Source organism: Iodobacter fluviatilis, from assembly GCF_004194535.1.
Lineage (GTDB): Bacteria > Pseudomonadota > Gammaproteobacteria > Burkholderiales > Chitinibacteraceae > Iodobacter > Iodobacter fluviatilis_A.
Window position 1 is genome coordinate 427,455 of sequence record NZ_CP025781.1, and the last position, 21,945, is coordinate 449,399.

Annotated in this window: 14 protein-coding genes and 1 pseudogene; 3 read left to right on the plus strand and 12 right to left on the minus strand. The window is 47.5% G+C overall.

The features are described 5' to 3' along the window. Nucleotides 1–26: 26 nt before the first annotated feature. Both C1H71_RS21865 and C1H71_RS01820 read left to right on the plus strand, forming a co-directional pair. Nucleotides 27–233 (plus strand): UTRA domain-containing protein, encoded by a 207-nt coding sequence (locus C1H71_RS21865; RefSeq protein WP_374704447.1) that lies wholly within the window; start codon nt 27–29, stop codon nt 231–233. A 10-nt stretch (nt 234–243) separates the two neighbouring features. Then, the gene (locus C1H71_RS01820; protein ID WP_188053512.1) at nt 244–1,020 is read left to right on the plus strand and encodes an NUDIX hydrolase; all 777 of its coding nucleotides are present in this window, start codon (nt 244–246) and stop codon (nt 1,018–1,020) included. A gap of 91 nt (nt 1,021–1,111) precedes the next feature. Here C1H71_RS01820 and C1H71_RS01825 read toward each other — a convergent pair whose 3' ends face one another. The 12 genes from C1H71_RS01825 to C1H71_RS01880 all read right to left on the minus strand — a co-directional run bounded on the left by C1H71_RS01825 (nt 1,112) and on the right by C1H71_RS01880 (nt 20,954). Then, a complete protein-coding gene (locus C1H71_RS01825) occupies nt 1,112–1,864 on the minus strand; it encodes a DUF5672 family protein (protein WP_130105049.1) in 753 nt (250 codons plus the stop codon). A gap of 41 nt (nt 1,865–1,905) precedes the next feature. Next, entirely contained in the window at nt 1,906–2,997 is a 1,092-nt protein-coding gene (locus C1H71_RS01830) for a DegT/DnrJ/EryC1/StrS family aminotransferase (protein ID WP_188053514.1), read from the minus strand. Beyond that, nucleotides 2,981–3,457, minus strand: coding sequence for an acyltransferase (locus C1H71_RS21750; protein WP_130105051.1), 477 nt, complete (start codon nt 3,455–3,457; stop codon nt 2,981–2,983). The genes C1H71_RS01830 and C1H71_RS21750 overlap by 17 nt, the downstream gene beginning before the upstream one ends. Continuing rightward, entirely contained in the window at nt 3,447–3,851 is a 405-nt protein-coding gene (locus C1H71_RS01840; protein ID WP_130105052.1) for a sugar 3,4-ketoisomerase, read from the minus strand. Before C1H71_RS01840 ends, C1H71_RS21750 begins: the two co-directional genes overlap by 11 nt. 57 nt (nt 3,852–3,908) lie before the next feature. Further along, nucleotides 3,909–5,015 carry a hypothetical protein gene (locus tag C1H71_RS01845; RefSeq protein WP_130105053.1) on the minus strand — a complete coding sequence of 369 codons (1,107 nt, stop codon included), beginning with the start codon at nt 5,013–5,015 and terminating at the stop codon, nt 3,909–3,911. A gap of 45 nt (nt 5,016–5,060) precedes the next feature. Continuing rightward, a complete protein-coding gene (locus tag C1H71_RS01850) occupies nt 5,061–5,921 on the minus strand; it encodes a class I SAM-dependent methyltransferase (protein ID WP_130105054.1) in 861 nt (286 codons plus the stop codon). Nucleotides 5,922–5,968: 47 nt separating this feature from the next. Beyond that, nucleotides 5,969–6,463: a methyltransferase domain-containing protein gene (locus C1H71_RS01855; RefSeq protein ID WP_130105055.1), complete on the minus strand. Its 495-nt coding sequence runs from the start codon at nt 6,461–6,463 to the stop codon at nt 5,969–5,971. Nucleotides 6,464–6,516: 53 nt separating this feature from the next. Further along, a complete protein-coding gene (locus C1H71_RS01860; protein WP_130105056.1) occupies nt 6,517–8,391 on the minus strand; it encodes an O-linked N-acetylglucosamine transferase, SPINDLY family protein in 1,875 nt (624 codons plus the stop codon). A gap of 84 nt (nt 8,392–8,475) precedes the next feature. Further along, nucleotides 8,476–9,828, minus strand: coding sequence for an HlyD family type I secretion periplasmic adaptor subunit (locus C1H71_RS01865; protein ID WP_130105057.1), 1,353 nt, complete (start codon nt 9,826–9,828; stop codon nt 8,476–8,478). Next, nucleotides 9,801–11,948, minus strand: a complete 2,148-nt coding sequence (locus C1H71_RS01870; RefSeq protein WP_130105058.1) for a peptidase domain-containing ABC transporter — start codon at nt 11,946–11,948, stop codon at nt 9,801–9,803. The genes C1H71_RS01865 and C1H71_RS01870 overlap by 28 nt, the downstream gene beginning before the upstream one ends. Before the next feature lie 243 nt (nt 11,949–12,191). Then, complete coding sequence (locus tag C1H71_RS01875; protein ID WP_223145959.1) at nt 12,192–20,132, minus strand: heme utilization protein; 7,941 nt, start codon at nt 20,130–20,132, stop codon at nt 12,192–12,194. A gap of 549 nt (nt 20,133–20,681) precedes the next feature. Beyond that, complete coding sequence (locus tag C1H71_RS01880; protein ID WP_188053516.1) at nt 20,682–20,954, minus strand: HAD family hydrolase; 273 nt, start codon at nt 20,952–20,954, stop codon at nt 20,682–20,684. Between the two features lie 46 nt (nt 20,955–21,000). Here C1H71_RS01880 and istA point away from each other — a divergent pair. Next, a pseudogene (gene istA / locus C1H71_RS01885) lies at nt 21,001–21,713 on the plus strand (IS21 family transposase); the annotation flags it as partial. Nucleotides 21,714–21,945 lie beyond the last annotated feature (232 nt).

The following is a 21,945-nucleotide window of genomic DNA, read 5'->3' on the forward strand; positions in this document are numbered from 1 at the left end:
GGCTGCTAGCGCTCAAAGCCTTTGGCATTCACCAATGCCAGCGTAAATCATCCCGCATCAGCGCACGCCTGCCAGAAAGTGGCCAGGCACAGCTTTTATCACAAACCAAATTTCAGCCGCTTCTTTGCGTAGAAAGCGTTTACAGTGATGCAGACAGCCAGATTATTGAGTATGGCATTACCCATTTCACCGGCGATGCGGTGCAAATTTATTTAGAAGCCGAAACATTTTAAACCGATGCCCATGACACCCAAGCCCTTACGCCGATTCATTGCCCTAAACCAAGCATTAGGTTGGATGGAAGACGCCAGCCTGCCGTTTTTGCAAAGCACACTGGGGCCAGCTGCGGTGCAGATCAGCGAGGAAGCGATCTGCATAGACGCAAGTATCGATGCAAAAACGCTTGAAAACGCCTTAGAGCAGGCCGCAATCAAGATGCGGGACTCAGGATGGATTACCGGCTGGCGTAACGAGCGCTACACCGTGTTTGCACGCGATCAAGCGGGTGATCTAGATTTATCCCAGCCGCTATTTCAGCTAGAACGCGCCGCCTTTCGCCGCTTTGGCCTCACCAGCCGCGCCGTGCATATCAACGGCTACACAGCCAAGGCTGAGCTATGGATCGCCCAGCGCGCCAGCAATAAAGCCATCGATCCTAATAAGCTCGACAACCTCGCCGCAGGCGGCATCTCCGCCGGTGAAAACATCTGGGACTGTGTAATCAGAGAGCTAAGCGAAGAAGCGGGCATCCCCGCCCAACTCGCCAGCAAGGCTGTTTCCAGCGGCAAGCTGCGCACCACTCGGCAAGAGGCTGATGGCTGGCATGATGAAATCATCTACACCTACGATTTACAGCTAGCTGATGATTTTCTACCTAAGAATACTGACAGCGAAGTCGCAGGTTTTCAGCGCTTTCGCTTTGAGCAGATTGAGGCGATTTTACCGAGGATGACCTTAGATGCGGCAGCGGTGACGCAGGCGTTTTTGGAACAACGAGGCATTAATAATGCAGAAGGCTAAAACGAGAAAGCTCCAATTAATTCGTCATCCCCGAATGCTTTTGTCGGAGGTCCAGAGCAGGTATGGCAAAACAAAACAGATCTGAGTGTCCCTAAATTAAATCATCTAAAAGCGCAGCTGGAGGCAAGAAGGCTTTCCAAAATGCCACATCATATTTCCACCAAGCATGCCCGCCCATAGGCACAATACCGCCATTAACTTGGTAATAATAGGCAGGTTTTAATTCCATCGAAAATAAAGAAGCAGTTATTTCATTTGGGATAATAAAATCAGCAGACAAAGCCCCCATATAGGAAAAAAACAAATCTTCACTAGATCCTGTATTTAAAAATACAGAAACCGCCACAGGGAACTCATTTAATAAAGAGAGGCATTTTTTTACTCTGCGCAAGCTTAAACCACCGTTACCTACATAAACCTTAACCCGCTTCCCAAACTCGCCCTCAAACCGGCCAAGATTCACAAACAGCTCATTACCATCCGGCCAAGGCGCACCGATGTAATCAAAAGGTTTGCTCATCCATACATCCAAATCATCGCGCAAAACAATGGCATCTGTTTGTAGGATTAAAATAAAGTCATAAGCATCAAACCGTTGATAAAAATCATCAGCCAACAACAAGCGATTGTAGCCAGTAATACTCTCGAAATAGTGATTTTCAAAAAAAGAAAAGGGAATATCAGGATAATTTTCTAGATAGTACGCACGCTCAATATTTTCTGGTGCAATAAATTGCACCTTTCGCCCAGTAAGTGCTCGCAAAGAAAAATCCAGAGAATATTTCTCTATTTCTGCAAGCGTAGACTTATATAGTGGAATAAGCACAATGACTGGTTCTTGCATTAAAAAACCCTTTTGATCTGGCTAATAGCCAAATTAAAAAATCACACTGCACATGCCCTTACCGCGGCAATTACCTGATTCACATCGCTTTGGCTCATTGTTGGGCTTAAAGGCAAACTTAGCACTTGATGATGAATTTTCTCTGCAATGGGCAAGGATAATTGATTAAATTCTTTATAGGCATTTTGCTGATGAGGAGCAATAGGGTAATGAATCATGGTGGCAATACCTAGCTCTGCAAGCTTATTTTGCAATTCATCTCTTTTTTCAGAGCGCAACACATATAAATGCCAAACAGCTGAAATACCTTCTTCTACGCTGGGCAAATATAATGGCAGACCTTGCAATCCTTCAGTATATTGCTGCGCAATACGGCAACGCTGCTGAGTTTCTATATCTAAATGGGGAAGCTTCACACTAAGTAGTGCCGCTTGTAATTCATCTAAACGACAATTAAACCCCTGCTCCTCATTATAATATTTTACTTTTGAACCGTAATTCAAAAGCATACGCACCTTTTCTATCAGCTCAGCATCATTACTTGTTACAGCCCCAGCATCCCCTAATGCACCTAAATTTTTACCTGGGTAAAAACTAAACCCCGCCGCATCCCCCAGCCCCCCTACTTTTCTACCTTTATACTCGGCACCGTGCGCCTGGGCAGCATCTTCAATCACTTTTAAATTATATTTACCGGCAATATCCATAATTGCATCCATATCGGCAGGCTGCCCATACAAATGCACGGCGATAATGGCTTTAGTACGTGGCGTAATCGCCGCTTCAATTAAAGCAGGATTAATATTATAGCTAGATTCAAGAGGCTCTACCGGCACAGGATCAGCTCCGGCATACGTAACAGCAAGCCAAGTGGCAATATAAGTGTTCGAGGGCACAATGACCTCGTCACCTACACCAATGCCGTAAGCACGCAAAATTAAATGCAGAGCATCCAAGCCATTACTCACACCTGCACAGTGTTGCACTTTGCAATATTGAGCAAATGAATCTTCAAAACATTTCAATTCTTTCCCTAAAATATACCACCCAGAATCTATAACCCGAGTACAAGCCTCAATTAACTCTGCACGATATGTTTCATTATTTTTTTTTAAATCAAGAAAGGGAATCATTTTCAGCATCTTTTATATTTATAAGCCGAGCGGGTACCCCCGCCACGACAGCGTTTTTAGGCACGTTTTTTGTTACGACGGCCCCCGCACCTACCATTGCATTCTCACCAATAATGATGCCAGGTAAAATCACAGCTCCCGCCCCAATAGACGCGCCAGACTTTACAATCGCGCCTTCAAATTGAGGAGGGTACTGTTTTGATCTAGGGTATTTATCATTAGAAAATGTAACATTGGGCCCAATAAAGACATCATTTTCAAGCCGAGTACCATCCCATAAATAGACTCCCGATTTAACGGTAACCCGATCGCCAATTTCAACATCATTTTCAATAAAACAATGGGCATTTATATTACAATCCATACCAATTTTTGCGCCGGGCAGCACAACGCAAAACTGCCATATATTTGTGCTCAATCCAATATTTTTAGACTGAACATCGCTAAGATTATGAATCATCCGTAATCACCCTTAAAAACTCTTCATAGCTCCTGATATAATCACTTTCTTCAAAGTAACTATCTGCCAAAACCAGCAATACGCAATCTTCACTAAAATCATACATCTCCCGCCAAATAGGAGATTCAATCAAAAGCCCCTGAGCAGGATCATCCAGTAATAAACTAATTTGCTCTTTACCGTCATCTAAAAGAAACCGGCAAGAACCACGCATCACAATAGCAAGCTGCTTCAATTTTCTGTGCGCATGTAGCCCACGGCGAACACCCTGCTTGGTTCCAAATAAATAATAAACACGCTTTATCTGAAAAGGGATATTTTTTTGCTCTTCCAGAGCCACTAATGATCCGCGATCATCACCGTGTTTTTGTAGCTGAATCAGTCTAATTAGCATTAAATGGCCTCTTTATTGAAAGAAACACAAAAGCATCCAAAGCTATAAATTTACAATTTATACGCCTCCAAGCCCATTCTCATTAAACCTGAAATATTGATCATGAAAAGAATGATCCTGCTTTAATAAAGTGGATATTGCTCTTTGTAAGCGCTGCAAAATTTCATTACAACGTACATCAACATGATGGTTAGCCAAACCAGAACTAACCCGTTGAATAAGCCCCCCCTCCCCCGATGCATCAAATAAATCTATTGCTGTTTGAACAATACGCTGAGGCTCTATCAAATCATTAACATCATAATAAAGCGGGGTTGCACCTAGATATGCAACTTCTGGTAGATTCTGATAAAACCGAGGAACAATAGGAATACCCCCAGTCAGTAATGCATTATAAACGCGGATTGGAACCCCGCCTAAAACAGGCGCAATCCAATGCGATTTATAAGCAGCCCATTCTTGAAAATTATCTAAATCTGATCGTTCTTTGAAATCATTATTTGTAAAGCCAACAGATGGGAAATGCTGCATGACGGAGGCTACAACCCGATTTCTCTTGGCATATTTTTCGTAATGCACATGCATACCGAAAGGCTGGTTCTGACGCTCCACCAATAAAACATCTAAATGATTCAATATATATTGTCGCGACCACTGATGAACACATGGAAAAACCGGCCCAAGAATGCATGAATTAAAATGAGACAATGTAAAATTTATTTCAGATGTTGCAGGAATATAAAAATCGCAATGCATTGCACAAAGCGCGCTCATTTGTAACCAATGCTGCGAATCCCAATCCCAAATCACAAAGATGGCCTGTGGATTTTTTTGATAAAAATCCACATAAGCTGGCAACATTTTACCAATGTCGTTATTTAACAAAATAAATACAGAGCCAGCGGGTACATCAAGTGGTAGAGACTGAAAAAAATCAGCCTCTAAACAAACAAACTCTGCACCATGGCTAACTGGCAGGGCAAATTTCAGATGGTTTCCTAAATAAACCTTTGTAAAACATGAAAAATCATATTGATTTAGTTTTTTTTCCAAATTTATTTTCTTACTATACACCAGAGAATCTAACAATGGGTCTTGCAAAAAATTTGAAAACTGTGTGGCGCTTTCTGCCAAACCTTCAATCAATTGATAAACATCATTCATTATATTTCCTTCATAGCAAATCAGCTTTTCCCTGCCCAGCATCGATTAAAATGCGCTAGAGCCATTTAAATACGGGTTTGTATCCGTGCGAAGAAATCGCCATTCCGGATTCTGCTGTGCCAGTAGATCAAAAAGCTCAACAGTCACTGTGCTTTTAAAAAAAACTGCCTGCACATAGCTTGCCACTACTTCACCCGCATGCATTGCCGTGGTTAATTGCTCGGTGCGCGTGCGTGTTGATTCCCAAATTGGATCGCCATCGTTACACATGGCAAATTCGCAACCCGTTGTATAGACATCCATCATTTTTTTAGTGGCAATGCCTCTTATATTTAAACCATAGGCAATTTTTTCTAATTCCCTAGTGGAATACTGATAAACATAATTGCCAACTGATTCATAATGAGGCTGGCTCTGATCCACGCGGCAGGGGTAATCTACCCAAGGGTCTTGTGGCTCTATCACTACCACGCCGTAGCGCGCCACGCGAAACATTTCATAAATAGCAGCGTAGGGCCTGCTCATATGGTGCAATGCTTCTTTGCATAAAATAAAATCAAATGAATCATCAGCAAAGCTTAGTGATTCTGCATTTTCAATTGAAATATTCTGAATTAAGCCGGCTGCTTTTGTTTCTGCCAATACAGCATCATCCAAATCAGTTGCCAAGACTTCACGATAACCCGCTTGCAATAAGCGCCAGGCGTCGTAGCCTGCACCGTCGCCCACGGTAAGCCATGAAAAATCTTTTAGGCCGCCTAATACTTCAAATACCGCCGCATATAAACGGGTTTGCCGCCAATAGCCCACGCTGCTTGAAGTCCACCATGAATCATATAATGTACGATGATGTGCATCGGTCATAAACTCAGCCCAATGCTTTTCATGGATCTCATTCATTGACATAGCGGCAGCCTTTTATATCATCATCAATTCAAAATTAAGTAATTTATTTATTTTGGAATTTCTACTTTTTGCATCACCGTAAGTAAATGCGGGCCACGCCATTCTTGTAATTTAATTTCAAAAGCACCATTAAACCCATAAGCAGCAGCCCACCGATTTACATTATCAAAATAGGCCTGAAATGTTTGATCAGTAATAATATTAACGTGGGTTGGGTCGCGAAATGCTTCCGGATGAGGGTAAGCGGGAGTAAAAGACAGAAATTGCCCGCCCACTTTTAATACCCGATAAACTTCATTCATCACTTCTACAAAAGCATTTCTACGATCAGGTACGTAGATAACGCGGGGGATATGCTCTAAAAAATCATGGGCGGTAACAAAATCAAAATAGCCATCTTCAAATGGAATAGGCTCTATCACCAAATCTGCGCATTTAATATTGGCATCTAGATCTTCCCTTACATCGATACCAAATACTTCGTCGGCATTAAACGGGTTTTTAGGGCTGGGCCCACAACCAATATCTAGGCTTCGTGACATATTGCCTCCTTATTATTTTAAACCTTGACTATAAAGTGACCCAGTGTTGCCGCTTAATGACTTAATTCATCTTGGTATTCGCCCAGCTGCTGCGCTCGCCACATGGCAATATAGGCATTTTCTAAATTTTGACAAAGCCCTTTGGTATCAAATAAAGCGAAGTTGGCTTTATTATTGATCAATTTTTGTTTTACGCTAGTTAATTGTTCAGGCTTATTTATTAATTGCAAAATAAGACTTTCATACTCTACTAGGGAATGCGTAACAAGCTCTGGCAAGCCAATGGCATGCAACAGGCTAGCTGCCACACGGGATGGAAATGAATTACCCATATATGTAACCACCGGCAACCCCGCCATCAAAGCGTCAGCGGCGGTGGTATGCGCGTTATAAGGGTGGGTATCGAGAAACACATCCGCTTGGCGATAGCGGGCAAGGTGGTCTTCAACCAAGGGAACTCGATTGGCAAACACCAGCCTATCTGCCGCCACACCTCTTAGCTCTGCCTCTTTACGTAAATTGCGCTGGGATATTTCCCCTCTAGACATCAGCCACAACACGCTGCCAGGAACCTGGCTTAGTAGCCGCATCCAAACATCAAACACCGGTGGGGAAATTTTGTAATCATGGCTAAATGAACAAAACACCACGCCTGTTTCTGGCAGGCCGCATTCAGCCCGCGTAGGGGTGCGCTCGGCTATTTGCACACTACTATCGGTAGGCAGATAAGTATCGGGCAAATAAACCACCTTCTCTGTATAAAAAGGCTGGTGATCTGGCGGAATGATATGGCGATCGGCAATGATATAGTCAATATAATCAATGCCCATTGTGCCTGGATAACCCAAGTAATTCACTTGAATAGGAGCGGGTCTAAAGCTCAGAATATCGGTACGAGTATCCGAGGTATAGCCACCCAAATCCACCACGATATCAATTTCCATATCCCTTAGCATTTGGGCTACTTGCTCTGAGCCCATTTCTCGCACATCAATAAATTGATCGAATGCATTTAACATTCGCGAGCGTAAGCGACTTTGATCATCAATCCCTAGCGAAATAGCAATGATTTCAAAACGCGATTTATCATGCTGCTCAAACACCCCCGCCATAAGATGTCCAACAGGGTGCTCACGCAAATCTGGAGATAAATAGGCTAAGCGTATTTTTTTATGCCGATAGCGCTCCCCCTGCCAAAATGATTTGCTATTTTTTGGGCAATATTGATTAGCAAAAATTTGCGCGGCTAATAAATGATCTGCTGCGCTATCGGATACCGACATAAAAGCAAGCGATTTGCACGCAGTTTTACCTGCCCTTAGGCCATTAGTAATTTGCTCGCAGGATTGTTTGAAATCGCGCCAATCACAGATATGCATGCGTTCATAAAATAGCAGACCCAAGCCATAATTGTAATCGGGCTGGATTTTAAGTAGGCGCTCAAATAAGGCAATCGCCTGCTCGCTTTGCTTAAACTCGGTAAGCATAATACCGCTATTACCTAGAGCAGAAACATGATCTGGGTTGATAGCTAAAATTCTTTGGAATCTTGCTAATGCATCTAAATGCCTATACATGCCTCTAAGCAACACACCGCTATTAAGTAAAACGCTTAAATCATTTGGATCTAGCTCTAAAGCAGCATCAAAGCACTTTAAAGCCGCTTCTTTATCCCCCATGGCTTGTACAATCGAGCCTTGCAAATATCTTAGCAAAGCAAACTGGGGGGCCGCCTCTATGCCGCGCTCACTGAGTTGCAAGGCCTGCTTTAACTGGCCAGCATTCAATGCAATTAACCCTAATGAGTATAATGCTGCCGCATTATTTGGCTCTAAATCTAAGATATCATTAAATAATACTCGAGCTGCCTCAACATTTCCTTGATTTTGAAAATTGATTGCACTATGCAGTTTTTCAGAAATGGGCATTGTTAGACTCTTTGCATTCATAAAAAGTGATTATATTTAAATGGGTTTACTACTATGGTCCAATTTTCTATGCCATAAAACGAGTCAAGGTTCTCTAATTGCCTCTTCCATTGCCTTAGTTAAAGGCCAAAGCAGATAGGAAATAACCGAGCGTTTCCCTACCACAATTTCTGCAGAAAGCGTCATCCCTGGCAATAGCCTAGATTTATCTTTCATATTTTTTAATTTGGCATCGCCAAAAACAATATGGCTAATATAAAACGCCTCTTGCCCAGCTGCAGCGGATTCATTACGAAATGAATCTTGGCTAATTGTGCGTACTTTTCCCTCTAATGCGCCATGTTTTTGAAACGGAAACGCATCTAGTTTCATATGAACGGGAGCACCTTCTTTTATATAACCAATATCCATTGAATCAATTTTAACTTCAACCTCCAGCTGCGCCCCCAATGGAACCAGCGTAAACATTTGCTCAGCTTCCCTAAGCACAGACCCCTGAGAAAGCTTACCCACATCCAAAACTACGGCATCTACTGGCGAGACTAATGTCACCAATTGCTTACGCTTATCTGCCTTTTGGAGCTGCTCATTCACGCCATCCCGCTCTCTGGTTGCGGCGAGTAAGTCTTCCATCACTTTTTGCCGCCAGCTATTTGAAAACGCTGATTTATCTGCACGTAAAGCGCCCATTTCACGCAGCAGCTCATTTTCTTTATTTTGTATTTGCACCAAATCACGCTCAACCTCTAAGCGCCGGTCTCTTACTTCTAGCAAGCGCAGCTTTGAATCATATTGCTGCAGCAAGGCTTTTTCTTGCATGGCCTCGATTTCATTCATCGATTTCAGCCGTTTCGATAAGACAATCCTATCATTTCGATTGGTTTCAATTGCTGCAGCCAAGCGAGCGACGTTTTGCTCTAATTTAGAAACCTGAGAGCGATAATTAGCTTGGCGTTCAGTTAAAAGCTTGGCTTGCAACAAGGTGTCAGCATCTACATTTGCATTACTAGTGGTTTTTCCTGAAAGCTCTGCTCGATAGCTGGCAATCTGAGTATCCAAACTTTGTAAGCGAGTACGTAGCTGTGCATCATCGGCATGGGCGAAAGTGGGATCTAATGTGGCCAATAGCTCACCTTTTTTTACTACTTGCCCCACCCTTACTTCAATAGTTTGAATAATCGAGGTTTCAAGCGGCTGCACCACAATATTAGGTAATGGATTCACCAACCGCCCGTGCGCCACCACAATTTTCTCTACCTCAGAAAAATTGGCCCATAAAATAGCACTGATCAATGCCGCTAATAACACAAGCAAGGTGCTGCGCACATAGCGCGGCAAGGGGCTCTGCTCGATTTCATCGGCATCGGGTAAAAACTCGATCACCGTCGAGTTTTTTTTGCCTTTTTTAACTACAGGTGGCTTGTTTGTTGATGCCATAAGTGTTGATATGTCTCACATCGAGTCAGTAGTTCTTCGTGTCGGCCGCTATCCATCAGCTCACCTTGCTGCATCACCAAGATCGTGTGCGCATTAACCAAAGTAGATAGGCGGTGAGAAATCATCACCACGGTTCTCCCCACAGCAATCTTCGAAAGATTACTAATAAAAATGGCCTCACTCTCTGGATCCAGCGCACTGGCGGCTTCGTCTAGGATCAAAATCCGAGGTTTAGCCAGTAGCGAGCGCGCAATAGACAAACGTTGTTTTTGCCCACCAGATAAATTGGATGCGTTTTCTTCTAGCAAGGTGTCGTAGCCCTGCGGTAAACGTTCGATAAACTCGGCCGCACCAGAGGCTTCACATGCCGCGACAATATCTTCAAACGAGGCATCAGGCTTAGTCACAATCAGGTTTTCACGCACGGTGCCACGGAATAAAAAGTTTTCTTGCAACACCACGCCAATTTGCCGGCGTAAATGGGGCAATTCAATCTCCCGCGCATCCATGCCATCAAAACGCACAATCCCCCCTTGTAAGGGATAAAGCCCTTGAATAAGCTTAGTTAAGGTCGTTTTTCCAGAGCCGCTGCGCCCAACTATCCCCACCACCGCGCCTGCAGGAATCGTGAAGCTGGTATGGTTTAGCGCGGTAGCCGTAGCGCCTGGGTAGCGAAAACTCACTTCATCAAACTTTATTTCACCCACTAATTGTGGCCGTAATCCGCCCGCCCCCACGCGCCCTTCTGGCTGGCGGTTCATCACCTCGCCCATCATTTTTACGGCTAAAGAGGTTTCTTGGTATTCGTTAACCAAGCCAACCAGCGCAATCAACGGCTGCACAACTCGCCCAGATAACATTTGAAATCCAATCAAAGCCCCCACCGTTAGGGTTTGATCAAAAACATCTTGAGCACCAATTACAATAATGGTTACAGGTAGTAATTTGCCTAGAAAATCAGTAATTGAATTCCCAACAATAGAGATCTGTCCCACTCTAAAATGCATGCTGATCGCTTCTGCGGAGCGTTGATCCCATAGGCGGCGTTGCATAGGCTCGATCGCTAAGGCCTTGACCGTGCGAATACCATGAATGGTTTCCACCATCATGGCCTGCCGTTGGCCTTCAGCGGCATAAAGTGCATTTAAACGCCTTTGAAAAGGCGGCACCATCGCCATTACAATACCCGCAATAAGCACCGTAAATAGCAATACGATCAAGGTTAGTTTGCTTGAGTACGAGAATAAAATGGGTACAAAAATAATTAAAGACAACAAATCTAGACTGGTAAAAAACAATTTACCCGTTAAAAAACTGCGTATTTTTTCGAGCTGCTGCATATGCCGCGATACAACGCCTGCCGAGGTGCTTTCAAAATAATCAATAGGTAAAGAAAGCAAATGCCCAAAGGTGCGCCGGGTAAGCTTCATATCGATTTTATTTGTTGCGGCCAGCGTAATGATTTGCCTTAAAAATCCAAAAGTAGAATCAAAGAACAAGGCCAGCACAATACCAGCAGCCAATACCCATAGGGTAGCCACACTTTGATGTGAAAGCACTTTATCAATGACTAATTGAAAAAATATCGGGGATGCAAGCGCCAAAAAATGCATCGCTAATGCCGCAATAAAAATATCGCGAAATGCGGCTTTTTGCTTCAGTATTTCAGGAATAAACCAACGTAAACCGAAGGGCTGATTTGGATCTGCTAATTTGTGCTGACGCTTAGCAAAAAATACATCTCCTTCCCAGCGTGCGCAAAAGGTGGCTTGATCTTCTAATATCACTGCAGATTGGCTAGCTGCGGGGTCAATCAAGGCAATTTTACTTAAGCCATCGCTGTCTTGGCGAATACCGACCACAATCACCGCGTGATCAAAAACCGTACGCGCAATCAGGGGGAAAACGCCTGTTTGCGCCAATAATCCATCCCAAGTTAGTTTTTCATTTTTTCCCTTAAGCCCAATATCACTCGCAATACGTACCAGTACTGCAGGGGCTGGCTCTTCATTACCCAAAGCATATTCATCAATCAGCCGTTCAGGATTGATTTGTAAGCCATGATGCTGAGCAATTGCGGCTAAGCACTGGATAACGGTATGTTGTGCGTTAATTGGCATTTTAAAACGCTAGATGATTTAACAGAGAAGGTATAACGAGAAGAGTAAGTATTTTTATTTTTATAAAACGCTATTTATTTTTATTTGTAACAATTTAGCATAGATTATCTAGAGGCTAGTTATAAAAATTAATTTTTATCACTAACACCTCTGCTTATTGCATAAAAATAAAAAACGGCAAGATGATCAACACCTTGCCATTTTTGTATTAGGGCAAAATCTGCAAAAATCACCCCCTATAAGCTACTTAGAAGCCAATATTCCCCCTGCCTGAGGCGTTGCCAAAGCATTCAAGCGTAGCGTTTGATCGCTAGAGGCCATTGGCGTGAGCGCCCCTCCAATCTGTTGCCCATTTGCATCAAACTGTTTCAACACATCGCTCATTTGATTGACCGCGGTACCCAAGGCCATCACTGGAGGTGCATCAAGCGCTGCATCAAGTTGTAATTTAGTAGCATCTTGCCCCCCTCCTGACTGAGCACTTTCTTCAAAGGCTGAAATCGCTTGTACAAAATCAACAACTCTAGTGCGCATATCTGGCTCAACCGCAGGTGGTTGGTTAGAGGTATCCGCAACAAACCAAACATCGGCCGCTGAATGGCTAGCACCATCATTCGTCTCGTAAGTAGATTTCAAGCCTATGTAATTGCCGTTGTCTTTTTCACTGGTTTTGCTTACATCCAGATTGAGTTTAGCAATCCCCAAGGCATCAAGTGTTTTCAGCTCATCAGCTTGGCTCACCCCATCCGTATTGCCATCCACCCAAACACGCAAATCAGAGAATTGAGCGTCATTACGATCAACTACGCCATTGCCATCGCTATCAAGCTCGGTAAGCGCCGCATAACCATCTTTTGCCTTGCTACCATCTGCCATCACTGTGGAGGTACCAAACAGCTCTTTACCATCATTAATGCTGCCATCATGGTTGCGATCCATTACAAGCAAGCCGTCTCCTCCACCCACCCAACCAGTTTGGGTTTCAACGCCACTAGCAAAGAGATCGAATTTCACACCTTTCTCAATACTGCTGGTGCTTACGCCATTTCCATTCAAGTCAAGAATGATTGGGCTACCCAAGGCCAAGTGAGAAATTTGATCGGTGGTAAAGGCACCAATTTGTGACGATGTCATCGCCATCACTTGTGTGGTCGTCATTGCTGCCACTTGGGTCGTTAGCAGCGCTTGAATCTGAACGGTGCTAATCGCAACCACTTGCTGAGTATTAAGCACAGCAATCGCGCCGGTTCTTAAGACCGCCAGATCTGTCGTTTCTAGGGCGGCAATACTACTGGTCGACAGCGCAAGCACTTGGCTTGACGTTAATATCGCCGCTTGTGCCGTGGTTAGCGCCACAGCCTGTGCTGAGGTCAAGGCATTCGCTTGTTTTGTGGTTAGCCCGACGAGAGAAGACGTCGTTAAGGCAGCAAAGTCTGTGGTTTCCATAGCTGCAATATTGTCAGTAGAAAGCGCAGCAACTTGGCTAGAGTTGAGCACAGCGGTCTGTATGGCGGTTAGTGCGACAATTTGAGCGGTTGTGAAGCCAGTCGCAAAACTTGCTGCAGTTAAGGCTACCACTTGGTCTGTGGTAAACACAGCCACTTGGGCAGTCGTAAAGGCTTTCACCTGAGTCGTACTTAACGCCGCAATACCGCTGGTTCTTAATACTTGTAGATCCGTCGTTTCCAACGCAGCGATGCTGTTAGTTGAGAGTGCGGCGATTTGGCTGGATGACAACGTTGCGGCTTGATCTGTGGTCAACGCGACGGTTTGATCACTGGTCAAGACGCGTACTTGGCTGGTCGACAAGGCGGCAATCGAGCCTGTTGTCAGTACGGCCACATCACGGGTTTCTAGCGCGGCGATATTGCTGGTGCTCAGCGCAGCCACTTGACGTGAGGTTAAGACGGCGGCTTGCGCGGTATTCAGTGCCACGGCTTGATCGGTGGTTAAGCCTGCCAAAGAGCCGGTGCTTAGGCTGATGGCTTGATCCGTGGTCAAGTTATTGACTTGGTCAGTAGTCAGGGCTTTGACTTGCGCGCTGGATAGCACAGCGATCGCGCTGGTGCTGATTACGATTAAATCACGCGTTTCTAGGGCTGCAATATTGCTGGTGCTCAGCGCAGCCACTTGGCGAGTGGTTAAGACAGCCGCTTGGGCGGTGGTTAAAGCCACGGCTTGATCGGTGGTTAAGCCTGCTAGGGAACTCGAAGTTAAGCTCACCGCTTGATCAGTGGTCAGGTTCGCCACTTGATCGGTCGTCAACGCTTTAACTTGTGCGCTGGATAGCACGGCGATGCCGCTGGTGCTGATCACGGCTAAGTCGCGGGTTTCTAGCGCGGCCACATTGCTGGTGGTGAGCGCCGCCACTTGGCGAGATGTCAGTACGGCGGCTTGGGCCGTGGTGAGTGCGGCTACTTGATCGGTGCCTAAGCCACTGGCCACCACGCTGGTGCTCAGCGCAACGACTTGATCAGTCGTTAAAGTGGCCACTTGGGCGGTGGTAAAGGCTTTGGATTGGGCTGTGCTTAACGCCGCAATACCGCTGGTTCTTAATACTTGTAAGTCCGTGGTTTCCAGCGCCGCGATGCTGTTGGTTGAGAGTGCGGCGATTTGGCTGGATGACAGCGTTGAAGCTTGATCTGTGGTCAACGCGACGGTTTGATCACTGGTCAAGACGCGTACTTGGCTGGTCGACAAGGCGGCAATCGAGCCTGTTGTCAGTACGGCCACATCACGGGTTTCTAGCGCGGCGATATTGCTGGTGCTCAGCGCAGCCACTTGACGTGAGGTTAAGACGGCGGCTTGCGCGGTATTCAGTGCCACGGCTTGATCGGTGGTTAAGCCTGCCAAAGAGCCGGTGCTTAGGCTGATGGCTTGATCCGTGGTCAAGTTATTGACTTGGTCAGTAGTCAGGGCTTTGACTTGCGCGCTGGATAACACGGCAACGGCGCTGGTGCTAATCACCACTAAATCACGCGTTTCTAGGGCTGCAATATTGCTGGTGCTCAGCGCAGCCACTTGGCGAGTGGTCAAGACAGCCGCTTGGGCGGTGGTTAAAGCCACGGCTTGATCGGTGGTTAAGCCTGCTAAGGAACTCGAAGTTAAGTTTACCGCTTGATCCGTGGTCAGGTTCGCCACTTGATCAGTCGTCAACGCTTTGACCTGTGCGCTAGATAGCACGGCGATGCCGCTGGTGCTGATCACCGCTAAGTCGCGGGTTTCTAGCGCGGCCACATTGCTGGTGGTGAGCGCCGCTACTTGGCGAGATGTCAATACCGCGGCTTGGGCCGTGGTGAGTGCGGCTACTTGATCGGTGCCTAAGCCACTGGCCACCACGCTGGTGCTCAGCGCCACGACTTGATCGGTCGTTAAAGTGGCCACTTGGGCGGTGGTAAAGGCTTTGGATTGGGCGGTGCTTAACGCCGCAATACCGCTGGTTCTTAATACTTGTAGATCCGTGGTTTCCAACGCCGCAATGCTGTTGGTTGAGAGTGCGGCGATTTGGCTGGATGACAGCGTTGAAGCTTGATCTGTGGTCAACGCGACGGTTTGATCACTGGTCAAGACGCGCACTTGGCTGGTCGACAAGGCGGCAATCGAGCCTGTTGTCAGTACGGCCACATCACGGGTTTCTAGCGCGGCGATATTGCTGGTGCTCAGCGCAGCCACTTGACGTGAGGTTAAGACGGCGGCTTGCGCGGTATTCAGTGCCACCGCTTGATCGGTGGTTAAGCCTGCCAAAGAGCCGGTGCTTAGGCTGATGGCTTGATCCGTGGTCAAGTTATTGACTTGGTCGGTAGTCAGGGCTTTGACTTGGGCACTGGATAGCACAGCGATCGCGCTGGTGCTGATTACCACTAAATCACGCGTTTCTAGTGCGGCGATATTGCTGGTGCTCAGCGCAGCCACTTGGCGAGTGGTTAAGACAGCCGCTTGGGCGGTGGTTAAAGCCACGGCTTGATCGGTGGTTAAGCCTGCTAGGGAACTCGAAGTTAAGCTCACCGCTTGATCAGTGGTCAGGTTCGCCACTTGATCGGTCGTCAACGCTTTAACTTGTGCGCTAGATAGCACGGCGATGCCGCTGGTGCTGATCACGGCTAAGTCGCGGGTTTCTAGCGCGGCCACATTGCTGGTGGTGAGCGCCGCCACTTGGCGAGATGTCAGTACGGCGGCTTGGGCCGTGGTGAGTGCGGCTACTTGATCGGTGCCTAAGCCACTGGCCACCACGCTGGTGCTCAGCGCCACGACTTGATCAGTCGTTAAAGTGGCCACTTGGGCGGTGGTAAAGGCTTTGGATTGGGCTGTGCTTAACGCCGCAATACCGCTGGTTCTTAATACTTGTAGATCCGTCGTTTCCAGCGCAGCAATGCTGTTGGTTGAGAGTGCGGCGATTTGGCTGGATGACAACGTTGAAGCTTGATCTGTGGTCAACGCGACGGTTTGATCACTGGTCAAGACGCGCACTTGGCTGGTCGACAAGGCGGCAATCGAGCCTGTTGTCAGTACGGCCACATCACGGGTTTCTAGCGCGGCGATATTGCTGGTGCTCAGCGCAGCCACTTGACGTGAGGTTAAGACGGCGGCTTGCGCGGTATTCAGTGCCACCGCTTGATCGGTGGTTAAGCCTGCCAAAGAGCCGGTGCTTAGGCTGATGGCTTGATCCGTGGTCAAGTTATTGACTTGGTCGGTAGTCAGGGCTTTGACTTGGGCACTGGATAGCACAGCGATCGCGCTGGTGCTGATTACCACTAAATCACGCGTTTCTAGTGCGGCGATATTGCTGGTGCTCAGCGCAGCCACTTGGCGAGTGGTTAAGACAGCCGCTTGGGCGGTGGTTAAAGCCACGGCTTGATCGGTGGTTAAGCCTGCTAGGGAACTCGAAGTTAAGCTCACCGCTTGATCAGTGGTCAGGTTCGCCACTTGATCGGTCGTCAACGCTTTAACTTGTGCGCTAGATAGCACGGCGATGCCGCTGGTGCTGATCACGGCTAAGTCGCGGGTTTCTAGCGCGGCCACATTGCTGGTGGTGAGCGCCGCCACTTGGCGAGATGTCAGTACGGCGGCTTGGGCCGTGGTGAGTGCGGCTACTTGATCGGTGCCTAAGCCACTGGCCACCACGCTGGTGCTCAGCGCCACGACTTGATCAGTCGTTAAAGTGGCCACTTGGGCGGTGGTAAAGGCTTTGGATTGGGCTGTGCTTAACGCCGCAATACCGCTGGTTCTTAATACTTGTAGATCCGTCGTTTCCAGCGCAGCAATGCTGTTGGTTGAGAGTGCGGCGATTTGGCTGGATGACAACGTTGAAGCTTGATCTGTGGTCAACGCGACGGTTTGATCACTGGTCAAGACGCGCACTTGGCTGGTCGACAAGGCGGCAATCGAGCCTGTTGTCAGTACGGCCACATCACGGGTTTCTAGCGCGGCGATATTGCTGGTGCTCAGCGCAGCCACTTGACGTGAGGTTAAGACAGCAGCTTGCGCGGTATTCAGTGCCACCGCTTGATCGGTGGTTAAGCCTGCCAAGGAACCGGTGCTTAGGCTGATGGCTTGATCCGTGGTCAAGTTATTGACTTGGTCGGTGGTCAGGGCTTTGACTTGCGCGCTGGATAACACGGCAATGGCGCTAGTGCTGATTACCACTAAATCACGCGTTTCTAGTGCTGCGATATCGCTTGTACTAAAAGCTGCAATTTGACGCGTAGTTAAGACCGCGGCTTGTGCGGTGGTTAAAGCTGCCACTTGATCTGTACGCAGCCCAACCAAGGCACTACTGCTCAGGTTGATGGTCTGATCGGTTGTAAGATTAGCCACTTGATCTGTGGTCAACGCCTTAACTTGGCTGCTCGACAATATTGCGGTAGGCAAGGTTGTCAGTACCGCTAAATCACGGGTTTCCAAAGCCGCCACGTTATTAGTGGATAACACGGCAACTTGGCGAGAACTCAACACAGCAACTTGTGCTGTCGTTAAAGCGACCACCTGATCAGTAGTCAGGCCATTAGCCACCGCGCTAGTACTCAAGGCCACCACTTGATCTGTGGTTAGATTGCTAATTTGTGAAGTATTAAAGGCGCTCACTTGCGCTGTGCTCAATACGGCAATACCGCTGGTTCTTAATACTTGTAAATCCGTCGTTTCCAGCGCAGCAATGCTGTTGGTTGAGAGTGCGGCGATTTGGCTGGATGACAACGTTGAAGCTTGATCTGTGGTCAACGCGACGGTTTGATCACTGGTCAAGACGCGCACTTGGCTGGTCGACAAGGCGGCAATCGAGCCTGTTGTCAGTACGGCCACATCACGGGTTTCTAGCGCGGCGATATTGCTGGTGCTCAGCGCAGCCACTTGACGTGAGGTTAAGACGGCGGCTTGCGCGGTATTCAGTGCCACCGCTTGATCGGTGGTTAAGCCTGCCAAAGAGCCGGTGCTTAGGCTGATGGCTTGATCCGTGGTCAAGTTATTGACTTGGTCGGTGGTCAGGGCTTTGACTTGCGCGCTGGATAGCACAGCGATCGCGCTGGTGCTGATTACGATTAAATCACGCGTTTCTAGGGCTGCAATATTGCTGGTGCTCAGCGCAGCCACTTGGCGAGTGGTTAAGACAGCCGCTTGGGCGGTGGTTAAAGCCACGGCTTGATCGGTGGTTAAGCCTGCTAGGGAACTCGAAGTTAAGCTCACCGCTTGATCAGTGGTCAGGTTCGCCACTTGATCGGTCGTCAACGCTTTAACTTGTGCGCTGGATAGCACGGCGATGCCGCTGGTGCTGATCACGGCTAAGTCGCGGGTTTCTAGCGCGGCCACATTGCTGGTGGTGAGCGCCGCCACTTGGCGAGATGTCAGTACGGCGGCTTGGGCCGTGGTGAGTGCGGCTACTTGATCGGTGCCTAAGCCACTGGCCACCACGCTGGTGCTCAGCGCCACGACTTGATCAGTCGTTAAAGTGGCCACTTGGGCGGTAGTAAAGGCTTTGGATTGGGCTGTACTTAACGCCGCAATACCGCTGGTTCTTAATACTTGTAGATCCGTCGTTTCCAACGCAGCGATGCTGTTAGTTGAGAGTGCGGCGATTTGGCTGGATGACAACGTTGCGGCTTGATCTGTGGTCAACGCGACGGTTTGATCACTGGTCAAGACGCGTACTTGGCTGGTCGACAAGGCGGCAATCGAGCCTGTTGTCAGTACGGCCACATCACGGGTTTCTAGCGCGGCGATATTGCTGGTGCTCAGCGCAGCCACTTGACGTGAGGTTAAGACGGCGGCTTGCGCGGTATTCAGTGCCACGGCTTGATCGGTGGTTAAGCCTGCCAAAGAGCCGGTGCTTAGGCTGATGGCTTGATCCGTGGTCAAGTTATTGACTTGGTCAGTAGTCAGGGCTTTGACTTGCGCGCTGGATAACACGGCAACGGCGCTGGTGCTAATCACCACTAAATCACGCGTTTCTAGGGCTGCAATATTGCTGGTGCTCAGCGCAGCCACTTGGCGAGTGGTCAAGACAGCCGCTTGGGCGGTGGTTAAAGCCACGGCTTGATCGGTGGTTAAGCCTGCTAAGGAACTCGAAGTTAAGTTTACCGCTTGATCCGTGGTCAGGTTCGCCACTTGATCAGTCGTCAACGCTTTGACCTGTGCGCTAGATAGCACGGCGATGCCGCTGGTGCTGATCACCGCTAAGTCGCGGGTTTCTAGCGCGGCCACATTGCTGGTGGTGAGCGCCGCTACTTGGCGAGATGTCAATACCGCGGCTTGGGCCGTGGTGAGTGCGGCTACTTGATCGGTGCCTAAGCCACTGGCCACCACGCTGGTGCTCAGCGCCACGACTTGATCGGTCGTTAAAGTGGCCACTTGGGCGGTGGTAAAGGCTTTGGATTGGGCGGTGCTTAACGCCGCAATACCGCTGGTTCTTAATACTTGTAAATCCGTAGTTTCCAGCGCAGCGATGCTGTTAGTAGAGAGTGCGGCGATTTGGCTGGATGACAGCGTTGAAGCTTGATCTGTGGTCAGGGCAACCGTTTGGTCACTGGTTAAAGCGCGAATCTGGGCGGTAGTGAGTACCGCCACTTGTGATGTAGTCAGCGCCATAAATTGGCTTGTGCTGAGCTCCGCTATAATTGCTGTATTAAAACCAGCAATTTGCTGGGTGGTAAGTGCAGCAATTTGACTTGTTGTCAGACCCGTAACGAAGCTCATTTTATGTATTCCTTAGCTAGTTCTAATACACAACACCGATGCATAACCTTTGAAATCGGCCTACCCAACAACCGTAAAAACGGCCCGTCCGGACTGGTAATGATGTATCGACAAAAACTTTAATAACTTTATGTCAAACAGATAAGCAACCCACAACCTAAATAGCTTGTAAGTAAAATACCAATGGAATATATATTTTGCGCTTGTATTTTTGTTTTGCATTCACCACTAATCAGTAATATGCACTCAAGCAAATGAAACGTGGATGGCAACACAATCCCTTGTTTGTAAATAATTTTCAGCAAATTACACACTGCTGACTAGCTAAATTGCCACATAACGATAGCACCGAGTCCAAGCGCCTCTCTAAGGTATAGATATCCGTAGTCACAAATGCCAAGCATTAAAAAACACCTTACAAAATACAGATTAAATTCATTTAAAAACTTTAAAACAACGCTATTTTTTTGTGGTTTACTTACTGCAATTGATGCGGATAAATCACATGAAATTTTTCCACTAAAATGATTATTTATTATGAGAACAAGCTCATTTTACGTTTTTCCAACACACCATCTCCCATCCTTGTTGATTGGCATATTGCTTTAACCGCTGGTCGGGATTCACCACGTAAGCCAGACAAACGGCAGAAAGCAGCGGAATATCGTTGCTTGAATCGCTATATCCATAGCTACCCAGCAGCGTTTCATTCTGCCCATGCAGCCACTCTTGCAAACGCAAAACTTTACCCTGCTGATAAGTCAAAATGCCCTGTACTTCACCAGTGTATTGCTGGTTTTTAACCGCAAGCTTGATCGCCAAATAGGTTGACGCCGACCGAAAACTGACCAACTACAACGAGTTGTGCCGATCCAAGCAGAATCGTCGCACGCCAAAGCCTTGTTCGAGCAAATTCAGGCTGAGGGTTATACAGGGGCTTACAGTGGCGTCACTGATTTCGTTCGTGCTTGGCGTGGCAAAGCCGGTAAGACCCCACAGGGTTTTGTGCCCTTGCAATTTGCTTTGGGCGAAGTCTTTCAATTTGATTGGAGTGAGGAGCATCTGCTTATCGGTGGTATTTATCGGCGTATTCAAGTTTCCCATCTGAAATGGTGTGCCAGTCGCGCCTTCTGGTGAGTGGCCTATCCCAGCCAAGGGCATGAAATGTTGTTCGATGCGCATACTCGATCCTTTGCGGCTTTAGGGGGTGTGCCGCGCCGAGGCATTTACGACAATATGAAGACCGCTGTTGATAAGGTGCTCAAAGGCAAAGGCCGGATCGTGAATGCCCGATTCTCGGTGATGTGCGCCCATTATTTGTTTGATCCCGACTTCTGCAATGTCGCCTCTGGCTGGGAAAAAGGCGTGGTTGAAAAGAATGTCCAAGATAGTCGGCGGCGAATCTGGCTGGAGGCGCAAAGCATCAAGTTCAGTACCTTTGACGCATTGAATGCGTGGCTGGCCGAGCGTTGTCGCGCCTTATGGGGAGTGCTTAGGCATCCCGAATTCAAAGGTCTGAGCATTGCCGAGATGTTGGAGCAAGAGCGTTTGGAAATGATGCCGATGCCGACCCCGTTTGATGAGCAAATTTTGATTTTAAATAGCTCGCAGCAAGCCTTGCAAATGATTGCGCAGCTCTTGATTGATCCACAGGATAAGGTTTGGTTAGAAGAGCTGGGTAATTTAGGCGCAAGAAACACCATGCTGACCGCTGGTACAGAGATTGTGCCGGTGCCGTTTGATGCAAAAGAATTTAACACCACCCTCCGCCAAAATTTAAGCCCGCCCAAGCTTATCTACACCACACCATCGC